This window comes from Pseudoxanthomonas sp. LjRoot204_2 (assembly GCF_056175765.1).
In genome coordinates this window covers 1-14,028 of record NZ_JBGFFG010000042.1, presented here as the reverse complement: position 1 = coordinate 14,028, position 14,028 = coordinate 1, and the positions used below count along the sequence as shown (strand labels likewise).

The 14,028-nt window shown below is 68.8% G+C and carries 12 protein-coding genes and 1 pseudogene; 7 read left to right on the top strand and 6 right to left on the bottom strand.

Annotated features, from left to right (window positions below):
* Positions 1 to 2 precede the first annotated feature (2 nt).
* From flgH to flgL, 5 genes are read left to right on the top strand one after another with little or no spacing between them, the layout of a single operon-like run.
* Entirely contained in the window at positions 3 to 689 is a 687-nt protein-coding gene (gene flgH, locus AC04L7_RS03675) for a flagellar basal body L-ring protein FlgH (RefSeq protein ID WP_435998973.1), read from the top strand.
* Between the two features lie 8 nt (positions 690 to 697).
* On the top strand, positions 698 to 1,879 hold the full coding sequence (locus AC04L7_RS03670) for a flagellar basal body P-ring protein FlgI (protein ID WP_299343365.1): 1,182 nt from the start codon (positions 698 to 700) through the stop codon (positions 1,877 to 1,879).
* 10 nt (positions 1,880 to 1,889) lie between these two features.
* Entirely contained in the window at positions 1,890 to 2,945 is a 1,056-nt protein-coding gene (gene flgJ, locus AC04L7_RS03665; RefSeq protein ID WP_436001032.1) for a flagellar assembly peptidoglycan hydrolase FlgJ, read from the top strand.
* A gap of 13 nt (positions 2,946 to 2,958) precedes the next feature.
* Positions 2,959 to 4,839, top strand: coding sequence for a flagellar hook-associated protein FlgK (gene flgK, locus AC04L7_RS03660; protein ID WP_296281836.1), 1,881 nt, complete (start codon positions 2,959 to 2,961; stop codon positions 4,837 to 4,839).
* The gene (gene flgL / locus AC04L7_RS03655; protein WP_299343362.1) at positions 4,836 to 6,038 is read left to right on the top strand and encodes a flagellar hook-associated protein FlgL; all 1,203 of its coding nucleotides are present in this window, start codon (positions 4,836 to 4,838) and stop codon (positions 6,036 to 6,038) included. The genes flgK and flgL overlap by 4 nt, the downstream gene beginning before the upstream one ends.
* 126 nt (positions 6,039 to 6,164) lie before the next feature.
* Here the strand turns inward: flgL and AC04L7_RS03650 are convergent, their stop codons facing one another.
* The 5 genes from AC04L7_RS03650 to lexA are packed head-to-tail and all read right to left on the bottom strand — an operon-like array spanning position 6,165 to position 12,722.
* Positions 6,165 to 6,800 (bottom strand): alpha-ketoglutarate-dependent dioxygenase AlkB, encoded by a 636-nt coding sequence (locus AC04L7_RS03650; RefSeq protein ID WP_296281833.1) that lies wholly within the window; start codon positions 6,798 to 6,800, stop codon positions 6,165 to 6,167.
* A gap of 6 nt (positions 6,801 to 6,806) precedes the next feature.
* Positions 6,807 to 10,064, bottom strand: a complete 3,258-nt coding sequence (locus tag AC04L7_RS03645; RefSeq protein ID WP_475512540.1) for an error-prone DNA polymerase — start codon at positions 10,062 to 10,064, stop codon at positions 6,807 to 6,809.
* Positions 10,061 to 11,479 carry a Y-family DNA polymerase gene (locus AC04L7_RS03640; RefSeq protein ID WP_475512539.1) on the bottom strand — a complete coding sequence of 473 codons (1,419 nt, stop codon included), beginning with the start codon at positions 11,477 to 11,479 and terminating at the stop codon, positions 10,061 to 10,063. The genes AC04L7_RS03645 and AC04L7_RS03640 overlap by 4 nt, the downstream gene beginning before the upstream one ends.
* A gap of 9 nt (positions 11,480 to 11,488) precedes the next feature.
* Positions 11,489 to 12,115 carry a translesion DNA synthesis-associated protein ImuA gene (imuA, locus tag AC04L7_RS03635; protein ID WP_296281828.1) on the bottom strand — a complete coding sequence of 209 codons (627 nt, stop codon included), beginning with the start codon at positions 12,113 to 12,115 and terminating at the stop codon, positions 11,489 to 11,491.
* Position 12,116: 1 nt separating this feature from the next.
* Positions 12,117 to 12,722 carry a transcriptional repressor LexA gene (gene lexA, locus AC04L7_RS03630; protein WP_435998982.1) on the bottom strand — a complete coding sequence of 202 codons (606 nt, stop codon included), beginning with the start codon at positions 12,720 to 12,722 and terminating at the stop codon, positions 12,117 to 12,119.
* 111 nt (positions 12,723 to 12,833) lie between these two features.
* Between lexA and AC04L7_RS03625 the strand changes: the two genes are divergently transcribed.
* Complete coding sequence (locus AC04L7_RS03625; RefSeq protein WP_435998984.1) at positions 12,834 to 13,055, top strand: AbrB/MazE/SpoVT family DNA-binding domain-containing protein; 222 nt, start codon at positions 12,834 to 12,836, stop codon at positions 13,053 to 13,055.
* A 10-nt stretch (positions 13,056 to 13,065) separates the two neighbouring features.
* The gene (locus AC04L7_RS03620) at positions 13,066 to 13,494 is read left to right on the top strand and encodes a type II toxin-antitoxin system death-on-curing family toxin (RefSeq protein ID WP_435998986.1); all 429 of its coding nucleotides are present in this window, start codon (positions 13,066 to 13,068) and stop codon (positions 13,492 to 13,494) included.
* Positions 13,495 to 13,852: 358 nt separating this feature from the next.
* Here AC04L7_RS03620 and AC04L7_RS03615 read toward each other — a convergent pair.
* Positions 13,853 to 14,028 (bottom strand): annotated as a pseudogene (locus tag AC04L7_RS03615) (HDOD domain-containing protein); the annotation flags it as partial.

Genomic DNA, 14,028 nt, shown 5'->3' with positions numbered 1-14,028 from the left:
CCATGAAGCGCACCACGTCCGCCACCACCCTTGCCTGCGCGCTCATGCTGCTGCCGGGCTGTGCACGCTACTACGGCGACGTGCGCCCGTACGCACCGATGCAGCCCATCCAGCCGATCGTCGCCGCGCAGTCGCCGGCGACCGCGGGTTCCATCTACCGCGCCGGCCCCGGGCTGAATCTCTACGCGGACCGCCGCGCGCGCGACGTCGGCGACCTGCTGACGATCAACCTGGTGGAGAACACCACCGCGCAGACGTCGGCCACCACCTCGGTCGACAAGCAGAGCGAAATCGCCATCGCGGCCCCGAACATCGCCGGTGCGCCGGTCACGTACAACGGCCGCGACATCCTGAGCGCTTCGGTCAATGGCGACCGCGGCTTCAGCGGCGCCGGCAACAGCGCGCAGAGCAACAAGCTGCAGGGCAGCGTGACGGTCACCGTGATCCAGCGCCTGCCCAACGGCAACCTGGTGGTGCAGGGCCAGAAGAACATGCGCCTGAACCAGGGCGACGAGCTGGTGCAGATCCAGGGCATCGTCCGCCCCGCCGACATCAATCCGGACAACACGATCTCCTCCGGCAAGGTCGCCGACGCGCGCATCGCCTACGGCGGCCGCGGCGCGATCGCGCAGTCCAACTCGATGGGCTGGCTGGGCCGGTTCTTCAACTCCCCGATCTTCCCGAACTGAGCACCGTGATGGACGCCAACGAAGCCAACCGCGCTGCACCGGCACCCGCGAAGAAGTCGCGCCGCATCGACACCTACACGCTGCTGGGGCTGCTGGCCTGGATCGGCCTGGTGCTGATCTGCCTGGCGCCCGCTGCGCGTGCCGAGCGCATCAAGGACCTGGCCCAGGTCGGCGGCGTGCGCAGCAACCCGCTGGTCGGCTACGGCCTGGTGGTGGGCCTGGATGGCAGTGGCGACCGCACCAGCCAGGCGCCCTTCACCGTGCAGAGCCTGAAGAACATGCTCGGCGAGCTGGGCGTCAACATTCCGCCCAACGTCAATCCACAGCTGAAGAACGTGGCGGCCGTGGCCATTCACGCCGAGCTGCCCGCCTTCGCCAAGCCGGGCCAGCCGATCGACATCACCGTGTCCTCCATCGGCAACGCCACTTCGCTGCGCGGCGGCAGCCTGCTGATGGCGCCGTTGCGCGGCGCCGATGGCGAGGTCTATGCGATCGCCCAAGGCAATCTGGTGGTCGGCGGCTTCGGTGCGCAAGGCAAGGATGGCTCGCGCGTGTCGGTCAACGTGCCCAGCGTGGGTCGCATCCCGAACGGCGCCACCGTCGAGCGTGCGATCCCCAATGCACTGGACAGTGGCGAAGGCACCATCACGCTGAACCTGCACCGCGCCGATTTCACCACGGTGTCGCGCATGGTCGCGGCGCTGGAACAGAACTTCGGCGCCGGCAATGCCTACGCGCTGGATGCGGTCACGGTCGCGGTGCGCGCACCGGCCGAGATCTCGCGGCGGGTGAATTTCCTCGCCCAGATCGAGAACCTGGAACTCACCCCCGGCAGCGCGCCGGCCAAGGTCATCGTCAACGCGCGCACCGGCACTGTGGTGATCGGCGCGCAGGTGCAGGTGATGCCGGCGGCGGTCACCCACGGCTCGCTGACGGTGACGATCACCGAATCGGCGAACGTCAGCCAGCCGAACGAATTCTCCCGGGGTGGCACCACTGTGGTGACCCCGCAGTCCAGCGTGTCCGTCAGCCAGGAAGGCAACCGCATGTTCAAGTTCGAAGGCGGCACCTCGCTGGACGAGATCGTCCGCGCGGTCAACGAAGTCGGTGCCGCACCCGGCGACCTGATCGCGATCCTGGAAGCCCTGAAGCAGGCCGGCGCCTTGCGCGCGGAGCTCGAGGTGATCTGACATGGCCAGCATGCCCATCGGAACGCTGAATCCTTCCCTGCCGCTGGCCGATGCCGGCGGCAAGCCGGACAACGCGCGCATCCACGACGTCGCGCGCAAGCTGGAAGGCCAGTTCGCGCAGATGATGATCAAGTGCATGCGCGAGGCCGGCTTCGGTGATTCTCTGTTTCCCGGCGAAAACCAGATATTCCGCGACATGTACGACCAGCAGATCGCCAAGGCAATGAGCGAAGGGCGCGGTTTGGGCCTGGCGCCGATGATCGCGCGGCAGCTGGGCGCGACCGACAGCACCACGCCCGCGGTTCCCGCCACCACGGCGCTGTCCGCGTACAAGCGCCTGCTGCCGGGCAACGAAGCCGATTCCATGTTGGACGCCATCGCAGGCCGCGGCATCGGCAGCAGCGCCGTGCGCCACGACCCCGGCATGCCGGGCACGATCACGCTGGACACCATCACCGTCCGTCCTGACGCCGCCTGCGATGAGGTGGAACAGGTCGCGTCGGCCGATCCGTCGAAGTACGCGCGTAATACGCCCGAGCGCTTCGTCGCCGAGATCTGGGACCACGCCAAGCAGGCGGCGAAGGAGCTGGGCGTCGACCCGCGCGCGCTGGTCGCCCAGGCTGCGCTGGAAACCGGCTGGGGCAAGCGGCAGATCAAGACCGGCGATGGCGACAGCGCGCACAATCTGTTCGGCATCAAGGCGACGGGCTGGAAGGGCGAGCGCGCCCGCACCGCCACGCACGAATACAGCAATGGCGTGAAGCACAGCGAGACCGCGGACTTCCGCGCGTACGCGTCGCCCGCGGAAAGCTTCGCCGACTACGTGCGACTGCTCAAGAACAATCCGCGCTACCAGCAGGCACTGGCGGCCGGCAAGGACATTGCGGGCTTCGCCCGCGGCCTGCAGCGCGCCGGCTACGCCACCGACCCGACGTATGCCAACAAGATCGCCTCGATCGCCAACGGTCCGACACTCGGAAAAGTGCTGTCGGCCATCGGCGACAGCGTCGGCGGCAAGGTCGGCGGATTCGTCGGCAATGCCATCGGCAACGCATTGAAGCGCTGACCCCGGAGCACGCATGTCCAACCTTCTCGCCACCGGCAGCAGCGCCCTCCTCGCTTTCCAGCGTGCGCTGTCGACGGTCAGCCACAACGTGGCCAACATCAACACGCCCGGCTATTCGCGCCAGCGCGCCGAGTTCGAAGCGCGCGACGGCACCTACTTCGGCCAGGGCTACCAGGGCAACGGCGTGCAGATCGTCGACATCCGCCGCATGGCGGACTCGCTGGCGACCTCGCGCCTGCTCGACAGCGGCGGCGAACTGTCGCGCCTGCAGCAGCTGTCGGTGCTGTCCACGCGCCTGGACCAGCTGTTCTCCGAAAAGGCGACGGGCATCAGCGCGCCGTGGTCCAGCTTCTTCGATTCGGTGAGCGCGCTGTCGTCCAACGCGGCCGGCTCGGCCGACCGCGAAAGCGTGCTGGCGCAGGCGAACGCGCTGGTCACGCGCTTCCGGCAGATCGACCAGCACCTGGACGGGCTGGATACCGAGGTCAATGCCGGACTCACCGCCGCCACCGGTGAAGTCAACCGGCTGGCGAAGGAGATCGCCCAGCTCAACGGGCAGATCGGCGGCAACACCCATCCTTCCGGCGACCTGCTGGACCGCCGCGACCAGTTGATCAGCGAACTGGTGGCCTTCACCGGCGGCAACGCGGTGACGCAGGACGGCGGGCTGGTCAACGTGTTCAGCGCCGGTGGACAACCCCTGGTCGTCGGCGCTACCGCCAGCCGGCTCGTCACCGTGCCCGACGCGTACCGCCCCGAGCGGCTGCAGGTGGCGCTGGAAACGAACAGCCAGCGCATCACGCTCGACAAGCGCGCGATGGGCGGACAGATCGGCGGCCTGATCGAGTTCCGCACCACGGTGCTGGACCCGGCGGTCGCCGAGCTTGGGCGCGTCGCCACGTCGCTGGCCGATACGTTCAATGCCGGCCACCGCGCGGGCATGGACCAGTATGGACAGCTGGGCGCCGACTTCTTCAGCCTGCCCGCGCCACGCATTTCGTCGAACGCCGGCAACACCGGCACCGCCGTGCTGCAGACGGCCGTGGGCAGCGTCTCGGCACTCAATTCGCAGAACGTGCTGCTGCGCTTCGACGGCAGCGCATGGGTGGCGACGCATCCCGACACCGGTGCCGCCATCGCAACGACCGGCACGGGCACGGCGGCCGATCCGCTGGTGGTGAACGGCGTGGAGGTCGTGCTCGCGTCCGGCACCCCGGCCGCCAACGATCGCTTCCTGCTGCAACCCACCGCGGGCGCCGCCGGCAACCTGGGCGTCGCGATCACGGATCCCGGCCGCATCGCCGCGGCCACGCCGGTCAAGGCCACGACGGACATGGCCAACACCGGCAGCGGCAAGCTGAGCGGCCTGAAAGTGCTGGACGCCAGCCATGCGGGCCTGCTGGCGCCGGTCGACATCGACTTCCTCGATGCCACCAACTACACCATCAATGGCGCCGGCCCGTTCGTCTACACCCCCGGACAGACCATTGCGTCGAACGGCTGGAGCCTGGTGCTGGACGGCGCACCCGCCGCCGGCGACCGCTTCAGCGTGGGCCCGACCGGCGCCAATTCCAGCGACAACGGCAACGCCCGGCTGCTGTCGAACCTGGACGACGCGCGCGCGCTCAACGGCGGCACGCTGACGCTCAATGGCGCCATCGGCGGGTTGACCACGCAGGTCGGTTCGGCGGCGCGACAGGCGGATTACTCCGCCCAGGCGCAGCAGGTCATCCACGACCAGGCGCAGGCCGCGCGCGATGCGATTTCCGGCGTCAACCTGGATGAAGAAGCCGCCGACCTGATGCGCCTGCAGCAGGCGTACCAGGCGGCGTCGCAGATCATCGCGACCGCCGACACCCTGTTCCAATCGCTGCTGAGCGCCACACGCCGATGAACAATCGCATCTCCACCGGAATGATGTACCAGCAGTCGATCTCCACGATGCTGGCCAAGCAGGCGAAACTGGCGCACACGCAACAGCAGCTCGCCAGCGGGCAACGCCTGGTGACCGCCAAGGACGATCCGGTCGCTGCGGGTACCGCGGTCGGCCTGGACCGGGCCGTCGCCGAACTCGAACGCTTCGGCATGAACGCCAACGCGGTGCAGAACCGCCTCGGCCTGCAGGAGAACGCACTCACCCGCGTGGGCGAAGCGATGGCGCGCGTGCAGGAGCTGGCGATCCAGGCCAACAACGCGGCGATGGGCGACGACAGCCGCCACGCCATCAGCACCGAGCTGAAGGCGATCTATGCCGGCCTGCTGGACCTGGCCAACAGCACCGACGGTGCCGGCCGCTACCTGTTCGGCGGCACCAGCGACGGCAGCACGCCCTTCGCCATCGCCGGCGGCAGCGTGATCTACAGCGGCGACCAGACGCAGCGCCAGGTGGAAGTGGCGCCGGACATGTTCGTCGCCGACACCCTGCCCGGCAGCGAGGTCTTCCTGCGCCTGCGCACCGGCGACGGCCGCATCGACGGACGGGCCGCTCCGGGCAACACGGGTACGGGCCTGCTGATGGATTTCAGCGTCACCGATTCCACCCTCTGGTCGGGCGGCAGTTACACGCTTTCGTTCGGCGCCGGCAACACGTACCAGGTGCTGGATGCAGGCGGCAATGCGGTCACGACCGGCACCTACGCCAAGGGCGAGAGCATTGCCTTCGCCGGCGTGCAGATGAAGATCGATGGTCAGCCCGCCAACGGCGACAGCTTCACCCTGGGCCCCTCGGGCAGCCGCGACATCTTCGCCACCGTGCAGGGACTGATCGACACGCTGGACGCCAACCCCACCACGGACGCGCAGCGCGCCGCGATGCAGAACAACCTGCAGGCCGCCATGCGCGATGTCGGGACCGCGCAGGGAAAGATGATCGATGCCCGCGCCAGCGGCGGCGCGCAATTGTCCGCCATCGAGGATGCGGCCGCCCTGCGCGAAGCCAACAACGTCACCCTGCAGGGCACCCTGTCCACCCTGCGCGACCTGGACTGGGCCGAGGCCATCGGCCGCTACCAGATGGAGAACACCGCGTTGCAAGCCGCGCAGACGGTCTTCATGCAGATGCAGCAGCTGTCGCTGTTCAAGCTGATGGGCTGACCGGCCTCTCCTTTTCATGCAGTCCTTCCCCTCACGCCGCGATGCCCTCGCGGCGTTTTTTTTCGGGCAGCCTGTTGTGGGAGCGACGTAAGTCGCGATGAAGCTTTACAGGTGACCCTTCGCGACTCACGTCGCTCCCACACCTGCCAAGCCACCTGTTCCCACAGGGGACGAAGGCCTCACCCGGAACACCACGCTGATCCGCGGCCCCTGCGAACGCCGGGTCTTCGGAATGCCGTGCTCGTGCGTGCTCTGCGACGCATGGCTCATCGACAGGATGCTTCCCGGCGCGAGGTCCACCGCCAGCGTTTCGCGCCTGCCCTCGCGTGCGCGGATCAGCATGCGCCGCGGCGCGCCCAGCGAGACCAGGGTGATCGGATGGCCGGCGGCTACGGTATGCAGCTTGTCGCCGTGCATAGCGACGCTGTCGTGGCCGTCGCGGTAGAGGTTCATGCCGATGCGCGAATAGGGCGCAGGCGCCCTCGCCTGCACGCAGGCCAGGAGACCGGCCAGCGGAAGCTCGGGCGGCAGTGCATCCACGGCGTAGTTCGCCAGCAGGCGCGGCACGTCGACGATGCGGTCGTACATGGGGCGCTGCAGATGGATCCACGCGGCCTGTGCGTGCAGGGCCTCGAACCATGCCTGCGCCGTATCGGGATCGATCGCACCCGGCCAATAGCGGATGCCGCCCTGATCGTCATGCACGAGGCGGTGCATCGCGGGAGCGAACAGATCATCGGTGTGGGCGGTCAGCGCACGCATGGCAGGTCAGTGGAAGTCACGGGAGCCGGGCTGGATCTCGCCCAGCAGGTGACTGAAATCCTCCAGCCGGCGTGCGATCAGGTGGGAGACGCCGTCCACCTGTTCCCAACGGCCGCGTACCGCCATCAGGCGCGCGCCAAGCAGGGCCTTGCGGTCGCGCAGCGCCACGTGCGACCACACCACCACGTTGACCATGCCGTGCTCGTCCTCCAGGGTGACGAAGATGGTGCCCTTCGCCGTGGCCGGCCGTTGCCGCTGGGTGACGATGCCAGCCGCGAAGGCGCCCCGCCCGTGTGGCAACCCGCTCAGCTGTCGCGAATCGACCACGCGTTGCCGCTGCAGGCGTTCGCGCAGCAACGACAGCGGATGCGCGCCCAGCGTCAGCCCGGTCATGCGGTAGTCCGAGGTCACGTCCTCGCCCACCGTCGGAGCGGGCAGGACGATCGCCTCCTCATCCGGGCTGCCGGRCAGCAACGGGCGCTGCCGCTCGATGCCGGCGACCGCCCAGCGCGCGGCATGGCGATGCCCGGCGAGCGAATGCAACGCGCCCGCTTCGGCCAAGGCAGTGCGCGCCTTCTCGTCGAGCCTGGCGCGCTGGCAGAGATCACGGACATCGGCGAAGGGGCGTTGCGCGCGCGCGGCCATGATCGCCTTGCCGGCGTCCTCCGACAGTCCGCCCACCTGCCGGAAGCCGAGCCGCAGCGAGGGTTGTCCGCCGTCGTCGACCCCGCGGCGCACATGCCCGCCTTCCAGTGTGTTGTCCCAGTCGCTGATGGCGACGTCGACGGGCAGGACATCAATGGACACACGCCCGCCCTGCCCGCGTCGCGCGTCCTGCACGATCTGGCTGGGCGAGTAGAAGCCCATCGGCTGCGCATTGAGCAGCGCGCAGGCGAAGGCGGCCGGCTCATGCCGTTTCAGCCAGCAGCTGATGTAGACCAGCTTGGCGAACGAGGCCGCATGGCTCTGCGGGAAGCCATAGGAACCGAAGCCCTTGATCTGCTCGAAGATCTGGTCGATGAACTCCGGAGAGTAATTCTTCCCGAGCATCAGCTCGCGGATGCGCAGGCGATGCGGCTCCATGTCGCCGCCCCGCTTCCAGGCCGCCATCGAGCGGCGCAGACCATCCGCCTGCGAAGGCGTATAGCCGGCATGGATCACCAGTTCCATCACCTGTTCCTGGAACAATGGGATGCCGAGCGTTTTCCCGAGGATCTCCTTCACGCCCTCGGAGGGATAGGTCACCGGATCCTTGCCCTGCCGGCGGCGCAGGTAGGGATGCACCATGCCGCCCTGGATCGGGCCGGGGCGCACGATCGCGACTTCCACAACCAGGTCGTAGTATTCCTTCGGCTTCAACCGCGGCAGCATGCTCATCTGCGCGCGGGATTCGATCTGGAACACGCCCACGGTGTCGGCGGCCTGGATCATCTGGAAGGTCGCTTCGTCATCGTTCGGCAGGCGCGCGAGATCCAGACGGAATCCGCGGTGTTTCTCCACCAGGTCCACCGCCTTGCGGATGCAGGTCAGCATGCCCAGCGCCAGGCAGTCGACCTTGAGCAATCCCATCGTCTCCAGATCGTCCTTGTCCCACTGGATGATGGTACGGTCGTCCATCGACGCGTTCTCGACCGGCACTACCGTTGACAGCGGCGCATCGCCGATCACGAAGCCTCCCACGTGCTGCGACAGGTGACGCGGGTGGTCGCGCAGCTGGTCGGTCACCGCCAGCACGCGCCGGATGAGTGGATTTCCCGAATCAAACCCCGCCTCGCGCAGGCGCTGCTCCATCGGTGCCTCGCCGTTGCCCCAGCCATAGCAGTCGGCCAGCAGTGCGATCTGGTCCGGCGGCAGGCCGAACGCCTTGGCCACGTCGCGCACCGCGCTCTTGCCGCGGTAACGGATCACCGTGGCGGCCAGCGCGGCACGGCGGCGGCCGTACTTGGTGTAGACGTACTGCAGCACTTCCTCGCGGCGCTCGTGCTCGAAGTCGACGTCGATGTCCGGCGGTTCGCCGCGATCCTTGGACAGGAATCGGGCCATCAGCAGGCGGCTTTCGGCAGGATTGACCACGGTGATGCCCAGTGCGAAACAGACCGCGGAATTCGCCGATGAACCACGTCCCTGGCAGAGGATGTGCTGTTCCCTGGCAAACCGCACGATGTCCCACACGGTCAGGAAGAACGCCTCGTACTGGAGCTCTTCGATCAGCGCGAGTTCGCCGTCGATCTGATCCACTACTGAATCCGGCACGCCCTCCGGCCAGCGCTCGCGCATGCCGCGTTCAGTGAGTTCCCGCAGCCACGTGCTGGGCGTGTGGCCCGCCGGCACCAGCTCGGCGGGATAGCGGTAATGGATGTCGCGCTTGAGATCGAACCTGCAACGCCGCGCCAGCGCCACCGCGGCATCGATCAGGGCACGCGGATAGATGTTGCCCAGCGCCCGTCGCGTGCGCAGGTGGCGTTCGCCGTTGCGGAACAGGTGCTCGCCGCATTCGGCCAGCGGTGCGGCATGGCGGATCGCCGTCATCGTGTCATGCAACGCGCGGCGGCGGCGCACGTCCATGTGCACGTCGCCGGCCGCCACCGGCACCATGGCGAGGCGTGCGGCGGTCTCGAGCAGGCGCGCGAGTCGGGCGGCATCGTCCTGCTCACGGTGCAGTTCGACCGCCACATGCGCGCGATCGCCGAACACCGACTGCAGCCACTGCCCCTGCGTTTCGTCGATCTCGGGTGCCGGCAGCCAGAGTGCGAACAGGCCGCAGACGGCAGGATCGACGTCGGACAGGAGGCGCTCCATGTCCAGCCGCGTGAGCCGGTAGCCCTTCTTGTCGACGGCGCGCCGGGCGGTGGTGATCAGTTCGCACAGCCGCGTGTAGCCGGCCGTGGTTTCCACCAGCAGCACGCACTTCAACCCGCACGCCAGGGTGAACTCGCTGCCGACGACGAGGGGCACCTCCGTCGCACGCGAAGCTTCCCAACCGCGCACGATGCCGGCCAGCGAGCATTCGTCGGTGATCGCGAGTGCTTCATAACCGAGATCGCGCGCCCGCTCGAACAGCTCTTCCGCACTGGCCGCGCCTCGCAGGAACGAGAAGTCCGACAGGCAATGCAGTTCCGCATAGGCCGGCCAGGCATCTTCCTGCGGGCCGTCGTCGTTGGCCGCGGCATGCCGGCGCAACCGCTGCGCCACTTCCCACGCGCGGGGCGGGCGACCGCCGGGCGTATCGCGGTCGACGCCGTCCACCGCATCGTCCCAGCTCACGCGAACCACCCATGCAGCATCCAGCCGCCCTGCTCGCCCGGCGGCGCGAACGCCCAGGCCCGCTGGCCTTGCGAGGTCTCCAGCACGTAGTAGTCGCGGCGCGCGTCCTCGCCGTCCCACCAGCCGCTTTCCAGCCGCTCGGGCCCGGAGACGATGCGCGGGTGCGGATCGCGCAGCGGCACCGGTTGCGGCAGCAACCAGGTCGGGCGTGGCGGACGCAGGGGCGCCCGTTCGATGCGACTGCCATCGCCCTGCACGCGTCGCCACGCGCGTTCCGGGCGTGGATCGCCGGCCGGTGCCACGCGATGCACCGCCTCGTCGCCCAGGCGCGCGCGCAGGCGTTCGCGCAACTGCGGCCACGGCAGTTGCTGCTGCGGCCGCGTATCGAACAGATCGCGCGCGGCCGGCACGAACGGCGGCAGCTCGCGTGCCAGCAGGCGCACGCCTACCACCGGCTGGGCGATCTGCACGCGCTCCAGGCGATTGCGGGTGAGTTCGAACAGCATCGCCGGCTCGCGCTCGGCGGCCAGCAGGCCCACCTCGACATCGGTATGGCCCTCCTCGTGTTCCAGCCGCAGCACGAAGCGCTGCACGCCGCCGTCGCGGATGGACAGGTAGGTGCACAGGTCGCCGATCAGGCGCCGGAGCGGGAACAGCAGCGCCATGTGGCTCTCGACTTYGTAGCCGAGTTCGATGCGCGCATCGAAGTGGTCCGGCGGCGCGTAGTACGCCAGCGCGTCGTCGGCCTGGCCGTACAGGCGATCCAGGTGGTCGAGCACCGGCAAGCCGAAACGGCGGCGCACGCTGTCGCGTGGCAGGTCGCGCAGCGTGCGCAGGTCGCGGATGCCCATGCGATGCAGGCGTTCGCCGGCATCGTCCGGCAGGCGCGCACGGCGCACCGGCACGCGGTCCAGCATTTCCGCCATCGCCGCCGGCTGCATCACCGCCAGTCCGTCGCGCAGGCCGGCGAACACATGCGCCGCGCGCGGCGTGGGTGCCAGCGCGAGACGATGCTGGAAACCCAGCAGCCCGAGTTCCTCGCGCAACCGCACCTCGATGCGCGGCCAGGGCCCCAGCAGGCGGAAGCTGGCGCGCACCTCCAGCACCAGGCAGCCCGGCCACTGCGCGCTTACCAGCGAACTGTGGCGATACGCCCAGGCGGCGAGGAACCGCTGCCAGCGCGCTTCGGCCGAGGGGTCGTATTCGACCATCGCGAAATCCGGCAGCAGCGCGTGCGCGGCCGTCAACCGCATGCCGGCCCGCAGGCCCGCCTGCGCGGCAGCGGCATTCACCGCCTGCAGGGTACGCAGTTGCACGGCACCGCCGACCAGCGCCAGCGGCGCGTCGGGATCAGGCAAACGCCGGAGGACGGCGTCCAGCGCCAGCTGCGGCAGCAGTACACAGGCCCAGAGCATCGGTAGGCCTCAATGCGCGACCAGCGCGAAGGGTTGCGCAGGTGCCGGACCACCCCGGCATTTGCGCACCTGCCACTGCGTGCCGCCCTGCGCATCGCGCATGGCTTCCACGCGCAGCGCGGCCGCCGAGGGATTGGCCGCGTGGCGACGGTCGCGCAGCGCAAAGCCCAGGCATTCGCCGCTGTCGGCCGCCACCTGCAACCTGCGCAGCGCAGGACCGTCGGCGTGCGTGGGCCAGCCCAGCACGGCGGCGCAGGCACCGCTGCGCAGGCATTGCTCGAACGCCCACAACGCATCGCGTGGCGCGGCTTCGACGATCTCCAGCATCGCCAGGTCCACGCCCGCGGCCTGCCAGGCCGGCGCATACGGCACGTAAGGCGGCGCGATCACCGCCACCGCGCTGCCGGCCTGGGTCATGCGTGCCAGCGTGGGCAGCAGCAAGGCCAGTTCGCCCACGCCGTCGGCAGGCAGCAGCAGCTCGGTCAGGGCGCGCCGTGGCCAACCGCCCTGCGGCAGCAGCGCGTCGAGCGCCGCATGGCCTGTGGGTTCGCCATCGGCGGCGATCGCCGCACTGCGGCCCGCGTGCCACAACGTGCGCGCGGCCAACAGCGTGTCGAGGGCGACGACCGCACCCATGTCAGCCGCGCCTTACCAGGCCGCAGTAGACGCCTTCGATGGCGAAGTCCTGTCCCGGCTGCACCTCGATCGGCGCGTGCGCGGGATTGCGCGGCAACAGGCGGATGCGCCGGCGCTCGCGCTGCAGGCGCTTGATGGTCAGTTCGCCGTCGATGCGGGCCACGACGGTCTGGCCGTCGCGCGCCTCCGGCGTGCGATGCACGCCGACCAGATCGCCATCGACGATGCCGTCGTCGATCATCGAATCGCCCTGCACCTTCAGCAGGTAGTCCGGCTGYGGCGAAAACAGCCGACGGTCCAGCCACAGTTGTTCGTCTAGGCCGATGTCGGCGCCGATCGGCTGGCCCGCGGCCACCCGGCCCAGCACGGGCAACGGCAGCAGGTCGGCCATGCCGCCGGGCAGGCGCAGGCCGCGCTTCTGGCCCGGCGCCTGTTCCAGCAGGCCATCGGCGACCAGCGCCTGTACGTGCTTCTGGGCGGCATTGCGGGAGGCGAAGCCGAAGGCCCCGGCGATGTCCGCCAGGCTGGGCGCGCGTCCGGCCGCCAGCTCCCGGCGCAGGAAGGCCAGGACGGCGGCACGTTGGGGAGGCAGATCGATGGGGTTCATGGGTGTACATTTGTACACCTTCAGGTCTCACATGACGAGAAAAACGTGCGGGTTGCCTCAACCCCTCATCCGCCCCAATATAACCATGGTTATAACGTCAGGAAGGCAATCATGAAGCTCAAGATCACCACGGTCGGCAATTCTGCCGGCATCATCCTGCCCAAGGATCTCCTGGCGCGCCTTCGCCTGGAAAAAGGCGATGAACTCCATGCACTCGAGACCCCCGACGGCATCCGCCTGACGGTCTACGACCCCACCTTGGCCGAGCAGATGGAGGTGGCCGAGCAGGTGATGCGCAGCCGCCGCACCCTGCTCCACAAGCTGGCCCAATGAAGCAGCCCGGATGATCGTCTGGATCAGCCGTGCCTTGGCCTTGGCCATCCATGACCGGCAATTGGCCGAGCATGGCGGCGCGACCGGCATCCGCGACGAGGGCTTGCTGGAATCGGTGCTGGCGCGCGCCCGGCAGCTGCACGCCTACGGACAACCCACGCCGGACCTGGCCGATCTGGCTGCCGCCACGGCCTTCGGCCTGGCCCGCAACCACCCCTTTGTCGACGGCAACAAGCGCATGGCAGCCGTGGCCTGCGAAGTCTTCATCGTACTCAATGGCGCCACGTTGTCGGCGGAAGACCACGAGCTCTATCCGCAGTATCTGGGCCTGTCGGAAGGCAGTCTCGGCGAAGCCGACTTCGCCGCGTGGCTACGACCGCGGATCATCGCCAAGCCAGCAGGCAAGGTGCAGGAGACCTCTCCCACCTACGGTCCCTGACAGCGTCACGCCCGTCGTCCCCGGGAAAGCCGAGACCCATCTCGCCTTTGCCTTCCCCGCCGCACGAAGGATGCGGATCACTGACGGACAGTGGATTTCTGCTTGCGCTGGAATGACCGCAAGGGATGGCGGCACGGATTCGGACACGCCAGCCCCGTCGTCCCAGCGAAAGCCGGGACCCACGTTGCCGATGCTTTCCCTGACGTTCGCTAGAAAGGACATCGCTGAGAGGCCATGGATTCCGGCTTGCGCCGGAATGACGGCCACGACGTCACTCGCGGGCCGCTCCACGTAGACAGACGTGAAGCATCGCAGACGCTGCATCGCGCGCAGGCGCGCACGCGGAATCAGAGACGCGTCAGGCCGCCTGCTCTTCGGCGCGCTCGACCATGGTCTCGGCCATCTGGCGCCAGTTGGGCAACTGGTCCAGCACGCCCAGCGACTTCAGGTAACCCTCGTCCACCGGTTCGTTGCTGGCCAGCGCACCGGCCACGTGCACGGCGCCGGGCACCCAGAAACTGCGCAGGCTGGAAC